Raw genomic sequence first — 26179 nt, 5'->3', positions numbered from 1 at the left:
ATTCTCATCTTAAGAAACGGGTGATTTATTATGCAAAAAAGAAGCTGGAAAAGGGAATTGCCTCTGCATGTTATGATTTTGCCGGGTTTTCTTTTTTTGCTGGTATTCAATTACCTTCCTATTGGCGGAATCATTATTGCGTTCCAAAAGTTTATACCGGCGAAAGGTTTGTTCGGCGATCAGGACTGGATTGGTCTGCGCAACTTCGAATATGTGATGAACCTGCCCAACTTCGATAACATCATGTGGAATACGTTTTATATCGCGATGATGAAAGTCATTCTAGGACTGCTTGTGCCCATTGTGATTGCGATTCTATTAAACGAGGTCCGGCATATGGCATTGAAGAGAGGAGTGCAGACCGCGATTTACTTGCCCCATTTTTTATCCTGGGTAGTATTGGGCGGAATCTTTATCGAAATTCTGTCACCGAATGACGGCTTGGTCAACCGGGCGCTTCAATCGTTCGGGATTGAACCGATCTTTTTCCTTGGGGACAATCGGTGGTTCCCAAACACCATGATTTTGACAGACGTATGGAAAGAGTTTGGATACGGAACCATCATCTATCTGGCCGCGCTTACAAGCATCAACCCGAACCTGTACGAAGCGGCGCAAATCGACGGAGCGAGCCGTTGGAGGCAGACGCTTCACGTGACGCTGCCGGGGATGCAGATGGTTATCGTATTGCTTATGGTTCTTAATTTGGGGAATTTGCTGAATGCCGGATTTGACCAGATTTTTAACATGTACAGCCCGATGGTATATGAAAGCGGGGATATTCTCGATACCTTCGTGTACCGCATCGGACTGCTGGATGCGCAATTCGGGGTTGCAACCGCAGTAGGATTATTCAAGTCCGTTATCGCGCTTGTTCTCGTGTCCGTCTCCTATTACATCGCGTATAAAGTTGCGGACTACAGGATTTTCTAAGGAGGGACCGATATGCCTGTAAAAAAGAGGCTGGATTGGTTTGTTGTGTGCAATAGTATATTCTTGATCGCAGTCGGAATGCTGTGTTTGATTCCGATGATACACATCCTGGCCGTGTCATTAAGCTCCAGCGCTGTCGCTGCAACAGGAACCGTAACCTTGTGGCCGAAGGAATTTACGTTGAAATCCTATGAATTTGTCGCACATCGTTCAGCCTTTTGGCAATCGATGCTCGTTTCCTTGGAACGCATCGCATTGGGAGGGACGCTGAATCTCGTTTTGATCGCTACAGTCGCATATCCGCTTTCGAAAGAAAAGGGAGAATTCCGGCTGCGCACCTTTTATTCATGGGCCTTTTTTATTACAATGATATTTGGGGCCGGATTAATTCCGACGTATATGGTTGTCAAGCAGCTCGGGTTGATCGACACGATCTGGGCGCTGGTCTTCCCAACTGCAATTCCTGTATTCAGTGTCATTTTGCTGTTGAATTTTTTTCGAGCAGTGCCAAAGGAACTGAGTGAGGCCGCGTTTATCGATGGTGCCGGACATTGGCGAACGCTGTGGCAGATTTACGTTCCGGTATCCTTGCCGGCTCTTGCGAGCATTCTGCTATTTTCACTGGTCACGCACTGGAACAGCTGGTTCGATGGGTTAATCTATATGAACGATCCCAGCCATTACCCGATCCAGAGCTACATTCAGACGATCGTCGTTCAGCGCTCGTTAGCCACGATGACGCCGGAAGAGGCCAAGCTCATGGCGGACATTTCGGATAAGACGCTGCGTTCGGCCCAGATTTTCCTTGGAGCTCTGCCGATCATCTGCGTGTATCCGTTCCTGCAGCGTTTCTTTGTCAAAGGAATTGTACTCGGGAGCGTGAAAGGATAAACACGAAAGGCCGACCTCGTTTCCCGCAATAATAATCGTGAATAAGGGAGGGAGGGCAGATCAAGAACAGCATTTTCGCACGATTGATCGCGTCCTTCTTATTGGCGATCGTCCTAATTATTTTCTTGGGCATCTATTTGTACAATTGGAGCTTGAACACCGTAAAAAATGAAATTATTAATTCTTCGACCGCACAGGTTTCGTTCTACCTTACCAGCCTGGAGGAGGAGATCGAACGCATTAAAATTTTGCAACACGAAAGCTTGACTGATGAATACCTGGGCAAGCTCGCGGTACGTTATTCCATCATGGACGAGTATGAAATCATGGAAAGCATGCGAAAGCTCCATCAGCGTCTCGTCACTATTCATAACAGCAGCTCCTACACCTCGAATGTAAGCGCACACATATTACCGATTCAAAAAACCATTTCCTCCACGGCTACCGTAAGTCCGATCGATATGGACAAATTCGATCAGATTCGCGTTCCGGCGGGGGAAACTGGCGCGCAGCTGGTACAATACAAGAATAATCTTTACATAACCACTCTTCATTCCGGAAATGCCGGCTTGCCTCAAAAGTACATGATCGAGATTGAACTGGATACGGCGGCGTTTCAAGAGGCGTTGGGCCAGTTTCATACCTACGACAACAGCGGATCCTTTTTAATTGATCTCACGCACGACATCGTCATTAGCGGCAAAGGTAACGATGCAAATGTACGCTTACAAGATTTGGCGGGAAACTACCATGAACTGAAGAACGGGAACGTCACATACAGCAACATAAACGGTCAGAAAATGTATGTGGTGTCTGTCAAATCGGAATATTTGAATATGCTCTTACTGCGTTATATTCCCCAAGAGCTCATCTTTGTGCCGTTGCAGGATTTTTATATCTGGCTGTGGGTATTCACCGGTGCAGGCGCAATGATTATGTTGTTTTACTCTATCTACACCTATAACTTAATTCACAAGCCCATGCGTAAGCTTGTCGGATCGTTCCGACACGTCGAGAGCGGAAATTTTAACGTTTCGATCCACGTAAACAGCAAAAACGAGTTCGGTTATCTTTATCAAGGCTTTAATTCCATGGTACAGAACGTATCTGCTTTGATCGAGCAGGTATACAAGCAGAAAATTCTAAACCAGAGAGCGGAGCTAAAGCAATTGCAATCGCAAATTAGTCCTCATTTTTTATATAACAGTTTGTTTTTGATTAACACGATGGCCAAACTAGGGGACGATAATTTAATCCCGTTTACTAAGCTGCTGGGCGATTATTTTCAGTTTATTACAAGAAATGCTTCGGATTTTTTGCCGCTGCGAGAGGAAGTGGAGCACGCACGGACCTATAGCGAGATCCAGTTCATGCGTTTTCCAAGCCGGCTGACGATCCAATTTGAAGATCTTCCGGATGAGGTCAAGGAAATTCAGGTGCCTAGATTGATTCTTCAACCGATTCTTGAAAATGCATTCAAATATGCTGTGGAACAAACCAAAGTCAAAGGCTTGATCACAATGCGCTTTCAGCAGGACGACCACGCATTGCGTATAATCGTAGAGGACAACGGAACGGATCTGTCGGAGTCCAAATTATCCGCGCTCCAAAAGCTCCTTTACGATACGTCCAATATCGAGACCTCAGGTCTGATTAACATTCATCGCCGGCTTCGCTTGATATATGGTGACGAACACGGCCTGATTTTGGAACGAAGCGCAATGGGCGGCTTGAAGGTGACGCTGCAACTTGACCCGAAAGCGAGTGTGTAAGGGATGTACAGACTCCTGATTGTCGATAACGAAGAGATTATAGTGAATCATCTTTATGAAATTTTTCGAGGATTTGACCATTTGGATCTCGATGTCTATAAAGCATATGGGGGAGAAGAAGCCATCGAGTGGCTCAACCGTACAAGAATTGATATCGTGTTGACCGATATCGACATGCCCCACATTGACGGTCTGCAGCTCATGGAGGAGATTTTTCGAAGCTGGCCTCAGTGCAGAGTGATTTTTTTGACAGGGCACAGTGAATTCAGATATGTATACAAAGCGATTCAGTATCAGGATGTCAGCTATATTCTGAAGACCGAGAATATCGACAAAGTGATTCAGGTGGTCGAAGAGACCGTATCAAAAATCCGCCAGGAAATCAAAACGGAAGATCTGATCCGGGAGGCCAAAGAACAAATAAACATAGCGCTGAATTTGTTTCAAGAAGATTATCTTCTAGGCATGTTAAAAGGCAGCCGCGGGTTACAAGCCAGCCAATCACAGTTCGAAGAATTGTCGATCCCTCTGAATGTTAAGTGGCCGGTTGCCCTGGTCGTGGGCAAGATCGATAAATTCCCCGACTCTACCGGTTATATGCAGAAGATGCAGCAAATCTATGCCGTACGTCAAATCATGCATAGGTACTTAGCGACCCGTGTCAATTTTGTGATTGTGCTGGATGATAGTCGCAGATTCGTGATTTTTATTCAGCCTAAGGAGTCGTTGTCCGCTACCGGTACTGAGAATGCGGAGACGATCCTACAGACGTTCAATAAAACTGTGTCGTTCCTTAAAGGAATATTGGAGGTCATCCAGTCGGCATGCCAGGAAAATATCGGACTTCCGATCAGCTTTACAATCGGCAGCCAAGCGGATGGGTGGGAATCGGTTTCCAATAAGTATCACTCGCTCCACCACTTGCTCAATTACCGGATCGGACTCGAAAATACAGTTCTTCTGATCGACGATGTGGTTAGTCATGATGAACCCGATGAGGCAGGCAATGTTCAGGGTTTGAAGGAAGAGGATCTCGAAGGAGAAAGGCTTGCGCGGGTGCTTAAGTCCAACGATCTTTCGCTTATCGAGCAATATCTGGAGGCAGGACAAAGGAGTAAGTATTTTGAAGCCTTGGAGCTGCTTCTTGGTCCTATCAGAGACGTTCGCACAAAAAATAATGCTTTTGCCCAGGAAATTTATTACACCGTGTCCCTGTATTTGATGTCCTATATCAATCGATGGGCACTCAATGAGAAGATTGAAGCTCAGTTGGGTCAAAACAGACTGATGCGGATCGATTTTTTTGACAGTTGGAGCGAAGCTTCCTTATATTTGACGGAGTTATCGTCTGTGTTGTTCGACTTGCAAAAAGTAGAGCAGAAAAAACGCGCGGATCATATCATCGATTTTTTGCAGGAATTCATTCGGAATCATTTGGATGAAGACCTGTCGTTGGTGCGATTGGCGGAACAAGTATATTTGAATCCGTCATATTTATCCCGTATCTACAAACAGGAAACCGGAAACAATCTGACGGAGTTTATCGACTCCTCCCGTCTTATGCAAGCGAAGCGTTTACTTCATAGCGAGAATCTCCGAATCGGTGAAGTTGCCCGCCGTGTGGGCTACGAAACCGCAACCTCTTTTACTCGTTTTTTCAAAAAGGCTACCGGCTGTTCACCGCAGGAATACAAGGAAAAGCATATGATCCAAAAGCAATAGCCGGCATGCCAGCGCTGATTCGAAACATGCCGATTCTTATTCTTGACGAGGGCACCTCGGCTGTGGATATGCAGACTGCTATCAAATTGAAACGACATAATGCCCATGCTTGCAACTACAAGATCAGAGTTCCCGGATACTATCGATGTGGCTCGCTGAATGAATCGCCACAATACCCCTGAAATGTCATCGAGAAATCAGGATCATAAGAATAATTTTGAGATGATAGAAGAGGGAACTGAAGCTAGCTTACTCGACAACCATGAGAAATTACTATTTTGCCGGGCAAAAGAACATAATCCCATTAAAAGTCGCTAATTTAGCGGCTTTTTTTTCGGTACAAGTTCTTGGCCTGAGCCAAGGACAAGAACATCGTCCGGTTGCCGATCAGATAAGTTTCTAACTACGGATTCCATGCAATTTCATTATGCTAATGGGCAGGAAAGCGGGGCGCTATGCCGAATACCTAGTTTTAAGTTGATTTTCCTGTAAGGTAATGGTAAATCAACACAAACGTGCGATAGCCTCTGTTCGTGAAAGTTTATGAGTACCGTTTGACGGAAGTGAGGAGTATTTGGATAATCAGGTAAACCAATGATCAAATAGATTCAGAACAAAAACCAGCATATTAAATAGGAGCGTATATATGGGAGATAAACTGAACTGGGCCGGGAATTATCGCTACTGTTCGATGGAGTTGCTTGAGCCTAAAAGTCTAGCAGAAGTTAAGGACCTAGTTGTTAGCCGCACAAGCATTCGCGTGCTTGGCTCGCGCCACTCTTTTAACGGGATTGCCGACACCGGGGGCAGCCATCTTTCGCTTCGAAAGATGAATCGGGTAATCGATCTCGACCGTGTACAGAGAACTGTAACCGTCGAGGGTGGCATTCGGTATGGCGATCTGTGCCGCTATTTAAATGATCATGGATATGCGTTGCATAATTTAGCATCGCTGCCGCACATAAGCGTGGCTGGCGCCGTGGCGACAGCCACGCACGGCTCGGGCGATCTGAATGCAAGCCTGGCGTCTTCTGTACGTGCTATCGAGCTAATGAAATCGGATGGAGAAGTTACGGTACTCACACGCGGGATAGATCCCGAGTTCGATGGGGCGGTTGTCGGACTCGGCGGACTTGGAGTCGTCACAAAGCTTAAACTGGATTTAGTACCCTCGTTCCAGGTAAGTCAGACCGTATATGATCGTCTTCCTTTTTCTGCACTGGATCACGGCATAGACGAAATTTTTTCTTCCGCATACAGTGTCAGCTTGTTTACGGATTGGGCAGAGCCCATATTCAATCAAGTGTGGGTAAAACGAAAAGTAGGAATAAACGGGGAGGATGAGATATCTCCCGATTTCTTCGGGGCTTTGCCAGCTCCGGAAAAACGGCATATGGTAACTGGCCAATCTGTGGTGAACTGTAGCGATCAGATGGGCGCTCCTGGACCATGGTATGAACGGTTGCCTCATTTCCGCATGGAATTTACCCCCAGCGCGGGCAACGAACTGCAAAGTGAATATTTCGTTCCGAGGCGTCATGCGGTCGAGGCAATGCGTGCGCTAGGAAAACTGCGTGATAGAATTGCGCCTCTGCTCTTTATCTCCGAGATTCGAACAATTGCATCGGATACCTTCTGGATGAGCCCATGCTACCGGCAAGACAGTGTTGGTTTTCATTTTACATGGAAGCCGGATTGGGAGCGCGTGCGCCAATTACTTCCGCTTGTAGAACGTGAACTCGAACCGTTTGGAGCACGCCCACATTGGGCGAAACTGTTTACGATGGAGTCGGAAATGATACAAGCTCGGTATGAGCGGTTAGCGGATTTCCGTCAGCTGCTACTTCGATACGATCCAATAGGGAAGTTTCGAAATGCGTTTCTGGATCATTACATTATGCATAGATGTTAAGGATTAATCACCATTTTAGAAAAAGTGATCAAATGGAATGAAACAAAAATGTTAATTTGTTGCATTCGCTAAGACCTCCAACACTGAAATATAGGGTTGGGGGTTTTTAGATGGTAACATAATATATATTCCGTTAACTTCTTCAATAGTTAAGGAAAGAGGAAACGTATGGATATACAAAGTATCTCAGAAATGATAGATACAGATTGACTTCGTACCCTATCAAACAACGATCTTCACTCTGAAAAAAGGAAGCACTTTTAAGATAGTCAAGTATACGAACTAACTTGGGACTGTCTCGTTGAAGTTTATCTGATATTGGGAATCAAAGAGGGGGATGAAAATTTGTTTTGATGAACTAGAAGTAGACTTGGAAAATAGACTGGAACGTAACAGAAATCCTCAATGACTAAAACACAAACCTACTTAATAAGTTAACGGGCAAAATCTTTTAATTTACTATCCTCCATTTTACTAAAGTTGTATTCGGTCTGGCCAAGACTGTTCATATCAGCAATCTATGAGAAACATGGCCTGCTTTTGGATGATAAAATGTAGGCATAAGGAGGTTGCATATGGGACGTATAATCCTGATGATGAATGTGACACTGGACGGTTGCTGTGACCACACGCAGGTAATTGCGGATGAGGATCTCCACCAGTATACGATGGACTTGATGGACGAGTCGGATGGTCTGCTTTTCGGACGTAAAATCTACCAGTTGATGGAAAGTGCTTGGCCATCCATTGCCAGCAGCGGCGACGGACCTCAGTTCTTGGTCGACTTCGCGCGGAAGCTCGATCGGAAACCCAAGTACGTCTTTTCGCGGACACTGGATCACGTGTCGTGGCAGAACTCTTTCTTGTTGAAGGGGCCTGTTTCCGAGGAGGTGCCGCGACTTATGGCAGAAGGGAAGAACCTAGTCGTTAACGGCGGTCCCGGACTCGGGTCCACCCTGGCAAAACTAGGCTTAGTGGATGAGTATCACTTTCTGGTGCAGCCCATCGTTGCCGGACATGGCCCCCAATTATTGGGAGGAGTTCGTGATCGACTGAATCTGAAGCTGACCGAGACCAAGCCTTTCGGCTCCGGCGTCGTCGTGCTCCACTACACGCCCGTTCGATAATACTGCCTGGCTGATCACCGCGGCTTGGCGCTGCTATACGAGCCATAATACATTTGTCGGCTGCTTCGTTTATATCACAAGGAGTGCAAATTCAGAAGACATACTTGGTCTGGCTGGAAACTGAAAATTGGAGGGCATTATGGAAATGGCTAAACTGATCTATGCAGCCAACGTTTCTTTGGACGGTTACATTGAGGACGAACACGGCAATATCGAGTGGACGATCTCCGATGACGAGGTATTTGCGTTCTGGACTGACTTCGAGCGGCCGATTGGCACCTACCTATACGGGCGCCGATTGTACGAGTCGATGGTGTACTGGGAGACGGCGAGCGCCAAGCCCAGTGATCAACCAGAGGTAATACGGGAATTCGCACAGATTTGGCGAGCAGCTAAGAAGATCGTGTTCTCCCGGACACTTCTGGCGGTTTCAAGCGCCAGGACTAGGATCGAGCGCGAATTCGATCCTGAAGCGATCCGGATGCTGAAGGAGTCTTCAGGAGCCGATATCACGATTGGCGGCCCCGAGCTTGCTGGGGAGGCGATGAGAGCGGGACTGATCGACGAGTGTCATCTGCTTCTTAATCCGATCGTCTTGGGTGGAGGTAAACGAGCATTGCCGGACAACCTCAGCATGCGGCTCGAGCTGCTCGGTGTGCGCCACTTCCCAAGCGGCGTTGTTCATCTTCACTACCGCATGATTGTCTGACAATGGCGCTGGATTGAATACAAGAGATGTCATGTTATCAGATACCGGTATGGCGATAGGCTGATATAAACAAAGTCGCACAATGTGCGGCTTTTTATTGTGCATAAAGCATCACGTTGGCAGGAACGATCACAAACCCACGATGACCTTGTTACTCGTAATCATGTCTATCGTGCTCGATGTCACGCATGACGAAGACCCTGCCTGCATAATTCAGGTGGGGTCTCTTCATATGAATTAATATATAGGCGTACCCCCACTGAGCTTATTGATCAATGGTCTCCAAAACACAGCCTAATCAAAATCTTCTCTTTCGCAAGTTTAGCGTAATAAAATAAATGGTATCCGTGGGCTGCTGTACGTATCGCGTTTCTCCGATGCGGCATTAGACTATATCAGGACTTCAGGGCGAATGCCTTGAACCTACAAATGTCTAGTCTTCAGTAGGAGGATATATCTGTGCCGCTCAAAAAATATGTTACCCCGTTGGCCATTCCCCCGATTCTAATGCCGAAGCTCAGCCGAGCCAGGGGTACCTGTTACGAAGTGAAAATGAAGCAGGTCAAGCAAAAGCAGTTCCGGAATCTGCTACGCTTTTAAGGAGGAATTCGGTTGAGCATGAGTAGAAATGAACGTATTTGCGGAAGGTTTGCCAAAATCATTGGAGGAACCCCCGGATTTGCAGGCGGAAAATGCGTCGCAACCATTTCGCGCAATCGAGTAAAGGCAACGATTTTAAAGAAAAGGTTTATGTTAACCTCATCATTCTCGTTTGAATCGTTAAATGCTGTGACTGGTAGAGCGTTGTGTTTGGGAAGAGTTGCCCTGTTGCAAAAGGAAACGGATCGGTTTATCGCAAGCCTTCTTAAACAGGGCATCATCGTTTCGTCCATTCATAACGAATGGCTGTTCGAGCGCCCCAGATTGATCTATGTCAACATCGAAGCGGTACAAAAGCCGCTCATTTTCGCCAGAAAAGTCAGAAGAGCGCTTGACTTGCTGTAACCACTAGGCTCGCCTCCGCTTGGTCAGTTTAGCCGTGGTGGCTACTAGATATAACAAAAATCCAACTACACCGCGCGTGGTACCGCTTTTTAGTTGTTCTAGAAGGGGGAAGAGCAAGTAAAGCCACCTGCAGTGCAAGCGGCCTTCGCTCTACCAGTTCAGGACATCATCTGTCCCAGTTTTGTACCCGTCTCACATACACTGCCTCATGTGGCCTTGCAAGCAATAAAAATGATTTGAAACGTTGATGAACAAAGGGATGAAACGGATATACAGGCAAATGAGGAATTCAAAATGGAAGAATGACTGGAAGACATTACGGGTTTTACTCAATAAAATCGTACAGTCCCTTCATCCGAATCGGCCGCTAAGCATCCCCGTCTCCCTAAGCGAAAGAGACGATGCGTGGTGTCTGACAACGGTCAAGGCATACCACTGCCGCAACAGGAAGAATATCGTCGAGCGGTTCATCCGCGGCGAGAACAAGAAGCATGCCGTTCGCGGCCAGGCCTTGGCCATACGTTCGCAGGCAGTTGGCTCAAGCTCAAGGCAGGCTGCTAACGGTTAGGGAAAGCTCGGAACAATGAAGTGTATTTGTCCTGTCGCTTCCTACTATTGAATAGAGGGGATTGTTGCAGGCATTAGACCCGGTTCGTTTTCCGGTAAGCGGAAGGACTGACTTTCATCAGCTTCGTGAACACGCGGCTGAGGTAGAAGCCATTGTTGAAGCCGCAAGCTAATGCGATCTGCTCTAAATTCAGATGGGTATCGACGAGCAAGGACTTTGCTTGCTCCAGCCTAATATGGCTTAAATAGCGCGAAGGAGTCATCCCCACGCTTCGTGTGAATCTGCGGGTGAGCTGAACGGGACTGATGCCCAGCTCGTCCGCTAGCAGCAGCATGCTCATGTCCTTATAGGCGTTTTGCTGGATATAGAGTCGAGCCTGCTCCATCAGAGGATCGGCAGGTTCTTTGTCTACGCCAACCACGCCGGCCGCTATCGACTGCAAACAAAAGAACCAAATATCGTTCAGCGCATGGTTTTGCCAATAGCTCCGCTGATCGATCTCCGCGGCAGCTTCGTCCTGCCTCTTGAAATATCTCAAATTATCGGCAAACCTCTCCTTATGCGCGACTGTGGGCTTGTAGGCAGAAGCCGCTAAACGATGATGGACGTCCTGCTCTGCCTCTTGCCCTGCAACCGCATCTCCCGATATAGAGCCTAACGAAAATCCGATGAAATGAAAGGACGGCGCATGGATAACGTCGCGATGAAAATCGACGCCCGGTGGGCAAACGATGACGTCGCCTATCTGCGCCACTCCCTCGCTGTCGCCGATCCCATAACGGAAGCTGCCGCCCTCCACAGCAAATAGAACCCAATGTCCGTAGGTGTCCACGCTGTATTGAAATTTCTTCTTATGATTCCAAAAGACATGATGCATTAGGCTAGGATATAGGATGGGGCTTCGATTCAACATCATCACCGCAATCAGCTCCAGAATGAAATAAAGTATATGCCAATATGATAGCGCAGTGCATGTTAAATAACGACCCCCTCGATTAAGATGATAGTAATTCTAGACTTGGGGGGATTCGATTGAAGTTTGAATTCGTAAAATCCGACATTACCGTTATTGGTGGAGGATTGGCCGGCGTATGCGCTGCCGTTGCAGCCGCTCGTCTCGGCCAAACCGTGTCGCTCGTGAACAACAGACCCGTACTCGGAGGCAATTCTAGCAGCGAGGTACGGGTGTGGGTATGCGGCGCTACGGCGCATGGCACTCAGCGTTACGCGAGAGAAACCGGCATCATGGGAGAAATGTTCGTCGAGAATCAATACCGGAACCCGGATGGAAATCCGTATTTATGGGATCTCGTAGTACTCGAGACGGTCCGAGCTGAGCCGAACATTGCTTTGTTTCTCAATACGGATGTGCACGAGGTCGAAGCGGAGGGCGCGGAGGAGGAGCGCACCATTAAGTCGGTCACGGGCTGGATGATGGGCTCCGAGCGGAAAATCCGGTTTGAAAGCGATATGTACATAGATTGTACAGGAGATGGCCTTGCGGGTTTCCTGGCAGGCGCTAAATACCGGATCGGCCGCGAGGCAGCAGAGGAATACAACGAGGACTGGGCTCCGGAGACGGCGGACGATATTACGCTTGGCAGCACGCTCCTGTTCTATACGAAGGAGGCCGATCGGCCGGTCAAATACATTCCGCCGAGCTTTGCGAAGGACATTACCCAAACGGCGATCCCGATGAAGCGGGTCATTCGCAGCGGCGACTCAGGCTGCCACTATTGGTGGATCGAATGGGGCGGCGAGCTGGATACGGTGCATGATAATGAACGAATACGCGATGAGCTCTGGTCGGTCATTTACGGGGTATGGGATTATATCAAAAACTCCGGCAATTTCGATGCCGATCGCATGACGCTGGAATGGGTCGGATCGCTCCCTGGCAAACGGGAGTATCGCCGATTCACGGGAGATTATATGTTGAACCAAAACGATATTATCGCGCAGGAGCCCTTCACTGATCGCATCGCCTTCGGAGGCTGGTCGATAGATCTTCATCCGCCGCAAGGCATGTATTCGACAGAGAGCGGTTCAAAGCATTTATTTTCGGACGGCATCTATCATATTCCATTTCGGTGTCTGTACTCCAGCAACGTCAGCAATCTGATGTTCGCAGGCCGCGATATCAGCGCAACTCACGTCGCATTCGGTACCACGAGGGTAATGGCAACCTGTGCGGTCATCGGCGAAGCAGCCGGAAGCGGTGCCGCACTGTGCGTGCAGAAAGGGATATCGCCGCGTGCGCTGCACCGTGACCATATGAACGACCTGCAGCAGACGATGCTCAGGCAGGATGCGTCGATTATCGGGATCGCGGCAGACGACCCTAACGATCACGCCAAGTCGGCCCGTATTACGGCATCCAGCACAATGACCAAAGTTTCGCTGACGGACTCAACCTATACGCACCCGTTGGATAAAGAACTGGGCATCCTGTTTCCAGTGAATCCCTCGCTTGAATCGGTGAAGCTGCTGATCGATGCGGCAAAGGCTGCTACTCTTGAAGTGGAGCTGTGGCATACGGATAAAGGTGAAAACTACGTGCCAAAGCAGATGGTAGCTGAAGCATCGGTGTCAGTAGCCGAAGGTACCGGGCAATGGGTTAAGCTGGACTTATTTTGGCAGCCCGATGCAGCCTGTAATGCATTCCTTATTATTAAGGCGAACGAAGCGATTCAGCTGCACGGATCGGATTATCCGATGACCGGCGTGCTGTGCTTTGAGAAGGGGCCAAAGCCGATCGTCTCTACGCTTTTAGAGGATCGTCAACCGGATCAGCCGGTCGTACAGTGGAGCATGCGCCGTTGGAACCGCAAGCCGCTGTGTCTGCAGGTTACGCCAAATACGGAAGCGTACGCTGCCGCAGCGGTGACTGACGGGTATATTCGGCCGTTTGCCGGTCCGCATTTATGGATGTCCGAGCCGATGTCTCCAGGCAAACCGGAATGGCTGCAGCTGGAGTGGGCTGAAGTGCAATCGATCGCCGAGATCCACGTCACCTTTAACGACGACGTTAATGAAGATTTAATCAATTTGCACCATCATCGCACGGCTTTCGAAGCGATTCCCGAGCTCGTCCGAGCTTATCGGATAGAGGCGCTCATCGGTGAGGAATGGGTTACACTGGCTGAAGAGAAGCACAACCATAAGCGCAAAAAAGTGCATAAGCTCAGCCGTTCCATCTCGTCACATACGATTAGACTATGGATCAACGAAACGAACGGAGGACCACGCGCGGAGGTTGCCGAAATAAGAGTTTATGCTCTATAATGGAATAAAATAAATGATAGCGCTTACATTTTGAGACGTAAAGGAGAGGATATCATGGTCATAAAGCCGCTTGGCGTATTGATCGTTGAAGATGAAATTCCTCTGCGGCAAGAGCTTCGGCTATTTCCATGGGAGGCGTGCGGAGCCGAATGGATAGGGGAAGCGAGCAACGGCTCGGAAGCGATGCAGCTATGTGCTGAACGCACGCCAGATGTCGTGATAACGGATATTACGATGCCGGTTATGGACGGCATTGCTCTCATTCGGGAACTCCGGAAGCGGCACCCGCACGTTCAGATCATATTGTTAACCTGTCACAGCGATTTTCATTACGTACAAGAAGCGCTCCGTCTTGGAGCGCTTGAATATATTTTGAAGGTGTCATTGGAGGAAGAAGAGCTTAAGCAGGCGATGGACAAAGTGAGAGCTGCGGTCGTCAAGGAGCGCATGGTGCAGGAGCATGCGAGAAGGGAACAGAGGCAGCTGCAAGCCGCCTTATTCGGCAAGCTGCTTCATGGGCAAGAGCCAGCCGGCTCCGATTGGCAATCGATGACGTTAAGCGTAGATCGTCCGATTCGGCTGGTACGACTTCAGCTAGACATTCCTCCATTAGCCTATCTACCCGTGAAGGAAACAGTTCGGCAGAGATTGACCGAGCAGGAAAAAAGGGATCCAACTTGGCTGACTTGGCTGACGGTACGGGAGCGGGAATATTTTGTTCTGCTTGAAGGCAGAACTTCTGCCAATGCTGTTCTTGAGTCACTCCGCACGGTCGTTCAGCATTTGACGGAGCTGTTGAATAGGGAAGAGACCAAGCAGGGACGGTGGGCGACAGTATGTGCCCTATTTAGCAAACCGGTCGCATCGAAGGAAGAAATTGCATCGGCGCTCGCCTATTCGAACGAGTGGAAAGATGCGCTGTTTTACGACCGATGTCCCGAGGAAAGCGCTGTGTACGCGCAGCATTCGCTGCCTCTATCGGATCTGACGGAAAAGAAAACGAAGGAATTAAACGAGATGCTGAGAAAAGCATCATTGTCTCTTGCGAGCTTGAAGGAATGCTTGCTTGGCGAGTTCAGGGATTGGTGCATCGCTGAGCGAGTGAAGCCAAGTCAACTGAAGGAACGGATACTCCATTGGCAGGTTGACTGGCACAGGCAGCAAGAGGGCGCTGAGCTAAGCGCAGTCCGTATGGGGCTATTAATGGACGCAGGAACGTTAGCCGAGATGATTGCCAATATTGTTCAGGTTATGGAAGCTGTCGAGCTAGGGAAGTCGCGTTCGCGCTTTGAGATTCGGTTGGCCGTGCAATGGATCAAAGACCATCTCAAGGAGCCGATCTCACTGCCCGTTATTGCAGAGCAGGTAGGATTGAGCCCACACTATATCAGCAAATTGTTTCGCGAGGAAACGGGGAGTACGGTCAATCAGTATATTACCCGTCTTCGTATGGAGAAGGCGATTGAGCTTCTTAGGCATTCGAATAAGAAGGTATATGAGATCGCGGAAGAGGTCGGCATTCCGAGCTACCGCTATTTTACCGTTACGTTTCGAAATTGGACCGGGGTATCGCCGACGGACTATAAACGGAATGGCTGAAAGCACAGGTGAGAGAGAACGAGCGCGAAGGAAGGGTGGAAATGAGGAAACTGTTTCATTGGTATGCCAGCCTTGGTCTCGCTTCCAAGCAGTTTATTTATTTGTTCATCGTGACGCTGCTGCTCGTTCAAGTGCTTGCATGGCGAAACCTCCACGAGGCGGAAAGTGTGCTTCAGAATCAAGTCATTCGCGATGCCATGCTGCTCGTCAGCCGGACGAATCAATATATTGATGCAAGTTTGGATAATGTGGAAAATATGCTGCTGCTACTCTCGACCCGCGCCGATTTGCTGGAGGAAGGGAATGAGGAGGCAGCCGTCGAGACGCTTCGCAAGTTCGCGGGGATTAACAATTCCATTGCCAGAACTTTGTACATGATTCGAGCTGACGGCCAAGTATTTGCAAGCTCGCAGGTCGTTTATGACATCATCGGCAATCCAAAGCTGAACCAGCTCTATGAGCTAGCGCTGATTAACTATGGGGCTATTAACGTGAGCGAACCTTATGATTCGCCGATGTCGGGGCGAACGCTTGCTTACGTATTGCCTATTGCGGATGCAGACAATAAGGTGAAGGGTGTCGTTGTCGCCGAACTTAATCTCGATTTGCTCACAGAGCGTATTGCGCCAATGATCTATCAATCTTACATACTGTTCACGAAGGAAGGCAGCGTCATTAATCGGCTGGATTCCCGCGATAAACTGCTCCCCTTCCAATCGGCCTCGTATCCGCCGAAGCTGGAGGAGAGCTTTCGAGGGCAGCTCGCCTTGCTCAAAGTCGGCGTCAGCGGCATAGAAGGGGATTCCTTGAATCCGCTCGTTGCCGTGAAGTCGACCAAAAACCGTCTAGGCTGGTCGCTTGCGGCGTTCATCGAAGAGGATTATTTCTATCAGGACCTGCAGAAGCTGAACAGCAACTACCGGACCGCGAGTATCGTATGGATCATTATGCTACTAATCAGCGCGTATCTGCTCAGTCGATCGTTCACGCATCCGATTCGCCGATTTGTCGAGAAGATGGACCGTCTTAACAACTTTCAGGTCGTGGCGAAGCTGCCTGTCACGAGAATGGACGAAATCGGCAGGCTAACGCAGAGCTATAACGCTATGCTCGAGAGGATTCAGAGCCTGCTCCAGAAGACGAAACATGCGGAGGAGCAGAAGAAGGAATACGAGCTGAAGATGCTGCGAAGCCAGATTGCGCCCCATTTTCTGTATAATACCCTTGCCTGCATAAGCAGCTTGGCAAAGCAGCAGCGTATCGACGAGCTGCGCGATACGATTCGTTCGCTGGTCAAGCTGTTAAGCTTCAGCTTCGACAAGCAATCGGAATACGTATCGCTTGAGGAGGAGCTGGAAGGGCTGCGAATGTACATGCATATTCAGCAGGTGCGCTTTGGGGAACAATATCAGTTTATGATTGATATCAATCCTGACCTTTTGCAGTATCGCATACTTAAGCTTACGCTGCAGCCGCTTGTAGAAAATGCACTCTTTCATGGATTAACGCCGAATCACGGCGGGCTTATCGTCGTGAAAGGCGGGCTGAGGAAGGGTGTTCTGAGACTCTATGTGCGCGATAACGGAATAGGCATCAGGCGGGAGAAGCGAAGCAGGCTGCTGTTGGAAAATCAGGACGGTGGGCAGGGCTCCATGTACCGGTTTACGGGCATCGGGCTGCGGAACGTGCATGAGCGAATTCGGATCCATCACGGCGGGACGTACGGCTTGCGGATCGGAAGCGCGGAAGGGGCAGGAACTGTGGTCCGCGTCGATATGCCCGTCCTGACGGAAAGCGACGAACGATTAGGTATTTGGCGTTAACCAAAAACGATACCAAGGCTGTCACGTGGTTTCTTCAGGCCATTCGTGACAGCCTTTACTCATTTATCGTTGATATTGATGCAGATGGATCCATATTCGATGTTAATGATGATGAAGGAAATGCTTACATTTTTTACGTTTTTGTGTATATCGAGGAGACTTCAGGACCTTTATACTTACCTTATTGGAAGCGCATTCAAACTAGGGAGGGATACGATGGAAACCAATCATAGCCTAACGCCAGCCCCTCGGATACGGTTTTCTCTGCGGACAAGGCTGCTCATGATTTTAAAGTTAGCATGGCGGTTTAAAGCCTTTTACATCATGCTGCTGCCCGGCATTATTTATTTTGTCATATTTCGGTACTTCCCGATGTACGGAGTCATTATCGCTTTCAAAGATTTTGCAATCCTGGACGGCATAACGGGCAGCTCGTGGGTTGATCCGTGGTATAAGCATTTTCAGAGCTTTTACGAGTCGCCTTATTTCAGCCAGCTGCTGACCAATACGCTGTTGATCAGCCTCTACAAGCTGTTATGGGGGACGCTGCCGCCGATCATGCTGGCCGTACTGCTGAACGAATGCCGCATTCGCTGGCTGAAGTCGATTGTACAAACGCTGACCTACATGCCGCACTTCTTGTCTTGGGTCATTATTTTCGGCATTCTTTTGACGCTCTTCTCCCAGAACGGCGGTCTCATCAACCGCTGGATTGTGGAAGCGGGGGGAAGCTCGATCCCGTTTCTGACCTCGACGGAATATTTCCGCAGCATACTGGTTGGATCGGAGGTATGGCAAAATCTCGGCTGGGGTGCGATTATCTATTTGGCCGCGATGGCGGGCATCGATCCGACGCTTTACGAGGCGGCGAAGGTGGATGGTGCGAGCCGAATGCGAATGATTTGGCATATTACGCTTCCTGGCATTAGAAGCATTATCGTCCTGCTGTTCGTTCTGAAGCTTGGCCATCTGCTTGATGCAGGCTTTGATCAAATTTACATTCTGTACAATATTCAGGTATACCCGGTTGCGGACATCATCGACACATGGGTTTACCGAACCGGTCTGCAGCAGCTTAATTTCAGTTTGGCGTCGGCAGTCGGATTGTTCAAATCGGTCATCGGACTTATCCTTGTGCTAGGAGCTAACCGTGTGGCGAAGAAATGGGGTGAGGGCATATGGTAAGGGGCCTCGATGATAAAATTTTCAACGCAATTATATACGTCATTCTCGGAATATGCGGACTTGTCGCCATTCTGCCGATCCTTTATGTCGTATCCGTATCCATCACTCCGTTCGGAGAAGTGCTGCGTAACGGCGGATTCATATTGTTCCCGAAGGAAATTACGTTTTCCGCTTACCGCACGCTGCTGACGGAGTCCAATATTCCGAAGGCGTTCCAAATAACCGTTCTCATTACGGTGATCGGAACAGCGGTCAATCTCGTCTTGACGGCACTGATGGCGTACCCGCTTAGTCGCCGGAATTTGCCGGGAAGAAACTTTTTTCTTCTCATGATCGTGTTCACCTTGTTGTTCAGCGGAGGGCTTATTCCGACCTATCTGGTCGTTAAGTCGATGGGGCTGCTCGATTCTATCTGGTCGATGATTTTGCCGAATGCAATCTGGAGCTTTAACGTTCTTATTATGAAAAGCTTTTTTGAAGGGCTGCCGGAGGAGCTGTTCGAGTCGGCCCGAATGGATGGAGCCAAAGAGTTCCGCATCCTGCTGCAAATCGTTACGCCGCTTTCCGTTCCTGTCTTGTTGACGGTTGGATTGTTTTACCTGGTCGGCCATTGGAACGAGTTTTTTCAAGCGATTTTTTATGTGACCGATCGCACGCTGTATCCGCTGCAGGTCGTCGTCCGGGAGATTCTGATGCAAAGCCAGCAGCCGCTGGAGAACGCGGAAAATATGATGCCGACGCAGACGATGCAAATGGCATCCGTCATGATTGCGAGCTTGCCGGTCATCGTGATCTATCCGTTTCTTCAAAAGCATTTTACAAAAGGGATGCTGCTTGGTTCGATTAAAGGTTAACCGATGAAACCATTCAGAGAGGGGTTAAGATCATGAAGAAATTAGGGACTTTGCTCGTAGCCGTTTCATTAGCGGGGGCCATGCTTACGGCGTGTTCGGGTGGAAACAGCAGCGATAATCCGGGAAATCCTTCGGGCGCTACCGCAAAGCCCGGAACGGAAACGACGGAGCAGTCTAGCGGCAAACCGGTTAAGCTCGACATTATCGAGACGGGGAACAATCTTCCGTCACCCGATAAAGACATCATTAAGCAGGAATTGGATAAGGCGCTGAATATCGACCTGAACCTGACGGTATATCCAGCAGCGGACGATTACAACAATCAACTAAACGTTCGGATGTCCTCGGGGAACTTTCCCGACTTGTTCATGGTCGACCGGCAGCAGTTAATTCAATTTTCCAAGCAAGGGCTGCTGCTCGATCTGACGCCGTATATGGATAAATTGGAGCAAACGGTGGCGTTCATCGGGGAGGACAGCGTCAAGAAGGGGATGGTCGACGGGAAAGTATATGGCATCTCCAAATCTCCGCAAATCCCATACAATACCTTATGGATCCGCAAGGATTGGCTCGACAAGCTGAAGCTGGAAGTGCCGACGACCGTGGAACAGTTGGCTTCCGTAGCGGATGCGTTCACTAAGAACGATCCGGATGGAAATGGCAAGCCGGATACCTTTGGTCTAACGGGCAGCAAGCTGAGTGCATTCTCGACCGTTTTCGGAGCCTTCGGCGTCGGAATGCCAGGCAATTTCTACGAGAAGGACGGCAAAGTCGTCAATGCGCTTCATGAGCCGGCAATGAAAGATGCTTTGGCCTTTATTAAGGACATGATTGGTTCCGGATCGGTTGATCCGGAGCTGCTGGCCAACAGCGGTTTGCAGCATCAGGAGAAGGCGATCAAAGGGCAGGCGGGCATCGTCTATATCGATTGGCCGAACATGACGAAGGAGCAGTTCGTGGAACAGATCAAAACCGTTAATCCGAATGCGGAATGGCTGCAAATCGCCGCTCCTTCGGGTACAGGAGGACAATTCGACGGTTCGTGGGATATCGGCGCGGCGCCTGGGAGATATGCCATTCCGAAAGCGCTTGAGAAAGACCCGGAGAAACTGCAGCGGGTGTTCGATCTGCTCAACTATATTTCGAATCCGGACGGAGGCTCGCTGCTCGTGCAGTTCGGGGTGAAGGATACGCACTTCACACTTGAGGACGGCAAGCCGATGATGACGGACAAGGCGGGCGAAGTCGGCCATTCTTGGCTGTACCAATTCACCGGCAGACCGGAAATGGAGTATTTGCAAGCGAAGTTCGCCGCACAATCGGCTGCAATCGAATTCGCGAACGATCAACCCCGTATTGAAGCGTTGAACGGATTTGTCGACAATCCGGAGGGGTATAACCCTGCCGATGCGAATCGGTACATGGAAGAGGAGATCGCGAAGTTTATTTACGATAAACGTCCATTGACCGAATACGATGACTTTATCAAGACGCTGGAAACGTCCATGAACTACAAAGCGTTAGTGGACAGCGCCATGGAACAGCTCAAGGCGCTTGGTTACGGTGACTAAATAACGGGAACGAAAGGCCGACCTCATTCGATGCAGGTCGGCCTGTTCTATTATACGCTATGCGTTTTTCGGTAAGACGAAGGATTGACCCCGCACAGTTTTTTGAAGCTTTTGCTTAAATGATGTTCGTCGGTAAATCCGCAATGCTCGGCGATCTGGGCAAGGGTAAGCGAAGAGTATACAAGGAGTTGCTTCACCTTGTCCATTCTAAGATTAGTCGCGTAGGCGCTTGGCGTTATGCGGAACTCGCGTGTAAACAGTCTTGTCAGCTGCACCTGGGTTAGACCAAGCTCCACAGCGATCGACTTCAACGATAGGCCGAATTCTGCTTGCTGCTGAAGCAAATGCAGGGCTCGCCCAAGGGTCGGATCCTCGCTGAACAAGGTCATCGTATGCTGCTCGGATTGCTCGATCTGAAGCAAATAGAGCAGATCCCTGAGAAGATGTTTCTTGTACGTATGACCAATCCCTGCATGCAAGTATTGGGCTTCGCGAAATTGAGAGAGGGTGGATTGGAAGCGTTTGTGGTTCAATAGCCGAAGCTTGCCGAAAGTCGGGAAATCCGCCGCACGCGGCGGCCCCTCTAGGGAATTGATCCATTGAAACCCCATGAGATGGAATGATAAACCGTCCGTTTGCCGGTAGAAGGTTAGATCGGGCGGGCATAATACGATGTCATCCTTGACCGCCCTTCCGCTTTGGCTGCCCATTCTGTAATTAAAAGCGCCTTCTTCGACGATGAACAACGCCCAATGATCATATGTATCATGCGTTTTCTGAAATTGAGGGGTATCCTTTACGTAGACATGGTATTGCAAATCGGGATCCAGAAATCCGCTGAACTCCATTGCATGACATCACCCTTTCGCAAATTGAAATTATTTACAAGGAAAATCGATTTTTCTTACATTATAACATGATGGTTCGCCAAATATAATTAAATTAAATACAAGTAGGAGGTATAAAGGATGAAGACAGCCCATTTGGAAATACCGAAATTAATGGAGCAATTTCATGAACAGGGGTATTTGGTTATACCAGATATTTTGTCGCAGGAAGAGGTAAGCCGGCTGAATGCCGCGATCGACGAAATGGTCTCGATTGAACCGGAAGCGCTTTCGCATAATATTTATAACAGCGTAGAACGCCATGCCGAGATTGCTGCATTAATCGATCAGCCTGCCATTCTTCCGTTAATCGTTAATTTGCTTGGCCACAACATCCAGCTTCATATCTCCCACCTCACGATCAGACAACCGAATCCAAGCGAAACCCAAACGGACACGCACAGCTTTATCGATTGGCATCAAGACGGTCCGCATCCGCAGTTTCCTGTCATTAACGGCTTGACGGCAACCTATTATATTAAGGTTTGTTATATTTTGAGCGATATGTCGGAGCCGGATCGCGGCAATACGAAAGTGATTCCGGGCAGTCACAAGCAGCCGTACAATCCGAATCACAAGGATGTGCGCCAGCAGCTTGACGGAGAGGTACAAGTGTGCGGAAAACCAGGTGACGTCTTCGTGTTCGCCCAAAACTTGTGGCATGCTGGCTCGCCGAATCGCTCCACATTCACAAGGAGGCAGCTGTTCCTGGGCTACAGCCCGATCTGGATGCGTCCTATTGACTATCACTCGGCGTCTGTGAGTCTGCTGAAGGACGCCGATCCGATACGCCGCCAGCTTCTTGGACAGATCAGCGACAACAAATTCAATTATTACGTCCCAGAGGAATCGATGGTGCCTCTCAAATCCATGCTGATCAAATGAAGAATGTCAGGGTTTGTTATGTTGATACCACGGTGCCCTGACGATAGCTCAAACGCACCAGGAAGCAGCTTGCCGCCGGCAGAAGCTTCAAAGTCCATTAAATATAGGGCAGGATAGATTGAGATCATGTGCGGTGAACCGTAATTACAAATCATGGCAAGTTTTTTTCGATTGACGGCAATAAGAATACGTGATACCTTGATGGCAGGATAATAAAGGCAATGCAACCTTCGGGTTCAACCTCGCTGAAAAGTGGGTTGGACCCTTTTTGCATTCCAAAACTAGGGGAGGGTTCGTAATGTTGAGAACGGAATTGCTGTTACAGCGGCTGGGCGAGATCGGCAAGTCGCTCGAACGCAAGGGGGGAGCTCTTTTATTATTAGGCGTTGGTTCCGTTGGGGTCGAAACTGAACGGTTGGATGAATATTCGGATTTAGATTTCTTTGTCATTGTAGAGCCAAGGGAGAAAAACCGATATATAGACCGATTGGATTGGCTCGAGGACGTACACCCTCTTGCCTATGCGTTTAAGAATTCGGATGTTGGCTACAAAGTATTGTTCGAGGATGGTATTTTCGGGGAATATGCTGTATTCGAGGAGTGGGAGCTGGCGAATGCGACCTATACGGAAGGCAGAGTCATATGGAAGAACCCCCTGTATTCCAATACGGCCATCGCCAAACCTTCCAACCCGGTCCCCAACCTAAAAGTGGATTCCTTGGACTTTCCTTTGAATGAAGCGTTAACCAATCTATACGTGGGGCTCGGTCGCTATGCAAGGGGAGAGCGTCTCTCCGCGACAAGGTTTGTTCAAGGTTACGCAGTGGATCGGATTCTATCCGTGCTCCATCTGCTGGAGCAAGAGGTGGACTACTTTCCCGATCCGTTCGGCAATGAGAGGCGGCTAGAGAGGAGATACCCGCGTTTTGCTGGAATCATAGGAGATATGATTCAGGGATACGATCATGTTCCAGAATCGGCACTTCGTATTTTAAATTTCATAGAAGAGGTGTATCCAGTCAATCGAAAGTTAAGCGATGAGATACGGCGATTGGCTAACCTGACTTGCCGATAGAATTCTGTCGAGGGACAAGAATTGGGGCAATTGCCGTAAGGGACAAATTGCTGACCAATTCTTTGAAGGTACACTAGAAAAATGACCCTATTGCTTTGTGCAATCAGGGTCATTTTTACAAGATTAATGAGTGGCGAACCGAACCTCCGTAATGCTGCGCTCCTGACGGACATATCCAGATTTATATTGATCATGCCGGCATCCCAACATGCGTCTGTTTTGGTCGAATGTGCGTTTATGACCGTCTGGCGAACGAGCTTAAAGACGCTGCCGCAATACCTATTTAGTAATGTGGGAGCGGGCAATCGTTTAGGGGGCCGATAGGATTTAAAGGACTTTAAGCGTTATCTAAAATTTTTGGCAAAGCAGCACACTACAGGGCCCCGCCATGTCCCAAGCCCATTCGCAAACTGTGTTGGAAAAGACCAGAAATAAAAGGATCGACCTCTACTCCCTCTGGGCTGCCTCCCCTACAATAAGAGACAAGACAGAGAAAAGTAGGTGGAGATCGTGAGCAAACGCAGCGGAAGAGAAGGCACTCTCCTGTACGCCGGCGGACGGCGTTGGAAGCTGATTAGAGGCAACTTGGATATGTATTTGCTGCTTATACCGGGCCTTGTGTTCTTGTTATTGTTCAAATACACGCCGATGTACGGGATCGTTATCGCTTTCCAGGATTTCAACATCTTCGGCGGCATATCCGGCAGCGAGTGGGTAGGGATGGCGCAGTTCGAGAGGTTGCTGCAATCGGATGAATTTCTGCAAGTATTAGTAAATACGCTGCTCATCAGCTTGTACAAAATAACGATTTTATTCCCGATTCCGATCGTCATCGCGCTTATGCTCAATGAAGTGAGGCGCATGTTCTTCAAGCGGACGATCCAGACGATCATTTATTTGCCGCATTTCCTTTCCTGGGTCATTATCTCGGGGTTGTTCCTTAACATTCTGTCACCTACCGGCGGTATCGTGAACGAAATCATCCGTTCGTTCGGCGGAGAGCCGATCTCGTTTTTTACCGACAACAGCCTGTTCCGCAGCTTGGTTGTCTTCACGGCCGGGTGGAAGGAAATCGGCTGGAACGCTATCGTGTTTATCGCCGCGATTGCGGGTATCGAGCAGGAGCAATACGAAGCCGCAGCCATCGACGGGGCGGGGCGGATCAGACAGATGTGGTCGATCTCGCTTCCGGGCATGCTGCCTACCATCGTGTTGATGTTCATCCTGCGGATCGGCAGCCTGCTGGAGGCGGGGACGGAACAAATTTTGACCATGTATAATCCGCTCGTGTACGAGACCGGGGACGTCATCGGCACCTATGTATACCGGATGGGACTCGGCCAGCAGGATTACAGCTTCAGTACGGCGGTTGGCCTATTCAACTCAGCGGTCGGATTCCTGCTTATCGTCATCGGCAACATGCTCAGCCGCAAATTTCTGAATCGCAGCATCTGGTAAAGGAGGAACCACCATGTATAGGAAAACTGTCAAAGATTTCATGCTCGATGGCTCTATCTACGTTCTGCTCATCGCAATGGGGCTTATTACACTGCTTCCGTTTGTAAACGTATTTTCCAAGTCGATCAGTGAAGAGTGGGCCATCCTGTCGGGCCAAGTCGGAATTTTCCCGGTCGGCTTTCAGCTCGAAACGATGAAATTCGTCGTCACGAACAGCCAGTTTCTAAACTCGCTCTGGATATCGGTGCTGATTACAGTCATCGGTACCCTCGCATCGCTGCTCATTACGGCGCTGACCGCTTATCCGCTCTCGAAGCGCGAGCTGCCGGGCATGGGTATCATCATCATTTTGTTCATCTTCACGATGATGTTTAACGGGGGCATCATCCCCAACTATCTGCTCATCCGCGAGTTGGGCCTCATTAACCATCTAGGCTCACTCATTTTGCCGGCGCTCATCAGCGTGTTCAACATGCTGGTCATCAAGAGCTACTTTGAAAGCTTGCCGGCCAGCCTGGAGGAATCCGCCAAAATCGAGGGCGCGAGCAATTTAACGGTTCTGTTCCGTATTATTTTGCCGCTAAGTGGTCCCGTGCTTGCGACGATTGGTCTGTTTTACGCCGTTTATTATTGGAATGACTACTTCAACCCGATGCTGTACATCAACAGCTCGTCGCTGAAGCCGTTGCAATTGTACCTACAGGACATCGTCATGAATGCCGATACATCTTCGGCGCTTGACAAGACGGCCGACGATCTCATGAACGTGCCTGCGGAAGGCGTCCGTTCAGCAACGGTCATCGCATCCACGATTCCGATTCTGCTCGTTTATCCGTTCCTGCAGAAATATTTTATCAAAGGCGTGCTCATCGGTTCCGTAAAAGGTTGATGGAGGCATGTAAAGCAGCTTTCCAAAGG

The 26179-nt window shown here is 49.1% G+C and carries 22 protein-coding genes; 20 read left to right on the top strand and 2 right to left on the bottom strand.

Going from position 1 to position 26179, the window contains the following annotated elements:
* Positions 1-30: 30 nt before the first annotated feature.
* From AC3RCL_RS15775 to AC3RCL_RS15730, 10 genes are all read left to right on the top strand, one after another.
* The gene (locus tag AC3RCL_RS15775; RefSeq protein ID WP_015735498.1) at positions 31-933 is read left to right on the top strand and encodes an ABC transporter permease; all 903 of its coding nucleotides are present in this window, start codon (positions 31-33) and stop codon (positions 931-933) included.
* Positions 934-945: 12 nt separating this feature from the next.
* Positions 946-1824, top strand: coding sequence for a carbohydrate ABC transporter permease (locus tag AC3RCL_RS15770; protein WP_492530572.1), 879 nt, complete (start codon positions 946-948; stop codon positions 1822-1824).
* A 152-nt stretch (positions 1825-1976) separates the two neighbouring features.
* A complete protein-coding gene (locus AC3RCL_RS15765; RefSeq protein ID WP_249732721.1) occupies positions 1977-3596 on the top strand; it encodes a sensor histidine kinase in 1620 nt (539 codons plus the stop codon).
* Positions 3597-3599: 3 nt separating this feature from the next.
* A complete protein-coding gene (locus tag AC3RCL_RS15760) occupies positions 3600-5318 on the top strand; it encodes a response regulator transcription factor (RefSeq protein ID WP_492530569.1) in 1719 nt (572 codons plus the stop codon).
* 646 nt (positions 5319-5964) lie between these two features.
* The gene (locus tag AC3RCL_RS15755; RefSeq protein ID WP_492530567.1) at positions 5965-7230 is read left to right on the top strand and encodes an FAD-binding protein; all 1266 of its coding nucleotides are present in this window, start codon (positions 5965-5967) and stop codon (positions 7228-7230) included.
* Positions 7231-7805: 575 nt separating this feature from the next.
* The gene (locus AC3RCL_RS15750; RefSeq protein WP_277745904.1) at positions 7806-8357 is read left to right on the top strand and encodes a dihydrofolate reductase family protein; all 552 of its coding nucleotides are present in this window, start codon (positions 7806-7808) and stop codon (positions 8355-8357) included.
* A 145-nt stretch (positions 8358-8502) separates the two neighbouring features.
* Entirely contained in the window at positions 8503-9066 is a 564-nt protein-coding gene (locus AC3RCL_RS15745) for a dihydrofolate reductase family protein (RefSeq protein WP_492530564.1), read from the top strand.
* Between the two features lie 459 nt (positions 9067-9525).
* Positions 9526-9666 (top strand): hypothetical protein, encoded by a 141-nt coding sequence (locus AC3RCL_RS15740; RefSeq protein ID WP_492530562.1) that lies wholly within the window; start codon positions 9526-9528, stop codon positions 9664-9666.
* An 18-nt stretch (positions 9667-9684) separates the two neighbouring features.
* Positions 9685-10071: a DUF1259 domain-containing protein gene (locus AC3RCL_RS15735; protein ID WP_192571805.1), complete on the top strand. Its 387-nt coding sequence runs from the start codon at positions 9685-9687 to the stop codon at positions 10069-10071.
* A gap of 280 nt (positions 10072-10351) precedes the next feature.
* Positions 10352-10639 carry a hypothetical protein gene (locus AC3RCL_RS15730; protein ID WP_492530560.1) on the top strand — a complete coding sequence of 96 codons (288 nt, stop codon included), beginning with the start codon at positions 10352-10354 and terminating at the stop codon, positions 10637-10639.
* Between the two features lie 73 nt (positions 10640-10712).
* Here the strand turns inward: AC3RCL_RS15730 and AC3RCL_RS15725 are convergent, their stop codons facing one another.
* Complete coding sequence (locus AC3RCL_RS15725) at positions 10713-11555, bottom strand: AraC family transcriptional regulator (protein ID WP_277749045.1); 843 nt, start codon at positions 11553-11555, stop codon at positions 10713-10715.
* Positions 11556-11671: 116 nt separating this feature from the next.
* Here AC3RCL_RS15725 and AC3RCL_RS15720 point away from each other — a divergent pair, with 116 nt between their 5' ends.
* From AC3RCL_RS15720 to AC3RCL_RS15695, 6 genes are all read left to right on the top strand, one after another.
* Positions 11672-13924 carry an FAD-dependent oxidoreductase gene (locus tag AC3RCL_RS15720; protein WP_492530557.1) on the top strand — a complete coding sequence of 751 codons (2253 nt, stop codon included), beginning with the start codon at positions 11672-11674 and terminating at the stop codon, positions 13922-13924.
* Between the two features lie 54 nt (positions 13925-13978).
* Positions 13979-15523, top strand: a complete 1545-nt coding sequence (locus AC3RCL_RS15715; protein ID WP_277745899.1) for a response regulator — start codon at positions 13979-13981, stop codon at positions 15521-15523.
* Positions 15524-15564: 41 nt separating this feature from the next.
* Positions 15565-17346 carry a sensor histidine kinase gene (locus AC3RCL_RS15710; protein WP_192571808.1) on the top strand — a complete coding sequence of 594 codons (1782 nt, stop codon included), beginning with the start codon at positions 15565-15567 and terminating at the stop codon, positions 17344-17346.
* Between the two features lie 282 nt (positions 17347-17628).
* Complete coding sequence (locus tag AC3RCL_RS15705; RefSeq protein WP_228468989.1) at positions 17629-18531, top strand: ABC transporter permease; 903 nt, start codon at positions 17629-17631, stop codon at positions 18529-18531.
* A complete protein-coding gene (locus AC3RCL_RS15700; protein ID WP_096773818.1) occupies positions 18525-19385 on the top strand; it encodes a carbohydrate ABC transporter permease in 861 nt (286 codons plus the stop codon). Before AC3RCL_RS15705 ends, AC3RCL_RS15700 begins: the two co-directional genes overlap by 7 nt.
* A gap of 32 nt (positions 19386-19417) precedes the next feature.
* Positions 19418-20956 (top strand): extracellular solute-binding protein, encoded by a 1539-nt coding sequence (locus AC3RCL_RS15695; protein ID WP_213578706.1) that lies wholly within the window; start codon positions 19418-19420, stop codon positions 20954-20956.
* A 50-nt stretch (positions 20957-21006) separates the two neighbouring features.
* Here the strand turns inward: AC3RCL_RS15695 and AC3RCL_RS15690 are convergent, their stop codons facing one another.
* Positions 21007-21804: an AraC family transcriptional regulator gene (locus AC3RCL_RS15690; RefSeq protein WP_015735483.1), complete on the bottom strand. Its 798-nt coding sequence runs from the start codon at positions 21802-21804 to the stop codon at positions 21007-21009.
* A 120-nt stretch (positions 21805-21924) separates the two neighbouring features.
* Here AC3RCL_RS15690 and AC3RCL_RS15685 point away from each other — a divergent pair, with 120 nt between their 5' ends.
* The 4 genes from AC3RCL_RS15685 to AC3RCL_RS15670 all read left to right on the top strand — a co-directional run bounded on the left by AC3RCL_RS15685 (position 21925) and on the right by AC3RCL_RS15670 (position 26150).
* The gene (locus AC3RCL_RS15685; RefSeq protein ID WP_492530554.1) at positions 21925-22728 is read left to right on the top strand and encodes a phytanoyl-CoA dioxygenase family protein; all 804 of its coding nucleotides are present in this window, start codon (positions 21925-21927) and stop codon (positions 22726-22728) included.
* A gap of 298 nt (positions 22729-23026) precedes the next feature.
* Positions 23027-23803 carry a hypothetical protein gene (locus AC3RCL_RS15680; protein ID WP_096773815.1) on the top strand — a complete coding sequence of 259 codons (777 nt, stop codon included), beginning with the start codon at positions 23027-23029 and terminating at the stop codon, positions 23801-23803.
* Positions 23804-24313: 510 nt separating this feature from the next.
* Entirely contained in the window at positions 24314-25261 is a 948-nt protein-coding gene (locus AC3RCL_RS15675; protein WP_096773814.1) for an ABC transporter permease, read from the top strand.
* A gap of 13 nt (positions 25262-25274) precedes the next feature.
* On the top strand, positions 25275-26150 hold the full coding sequence (locus AC3RCL_RS15670) for a carbohydrate ABC transporter permease (RefSeq protein WP_015735479.1): 876 nt from the start codon (positions 25275-25277) through the stop codon (positions 26148-26150).
* The last annotated feature ends 29 nt before the right edge of the window (positions 26151-26179 follow it).

This window comes from Paenibacillus sp. MT86 (assembly GCF_058792535.1).
The sequence above is the reverse complement of the archived record's forward strand: the minus strand, read 5'-3'. Positions and strand labels throughout refer to the sequence as shown.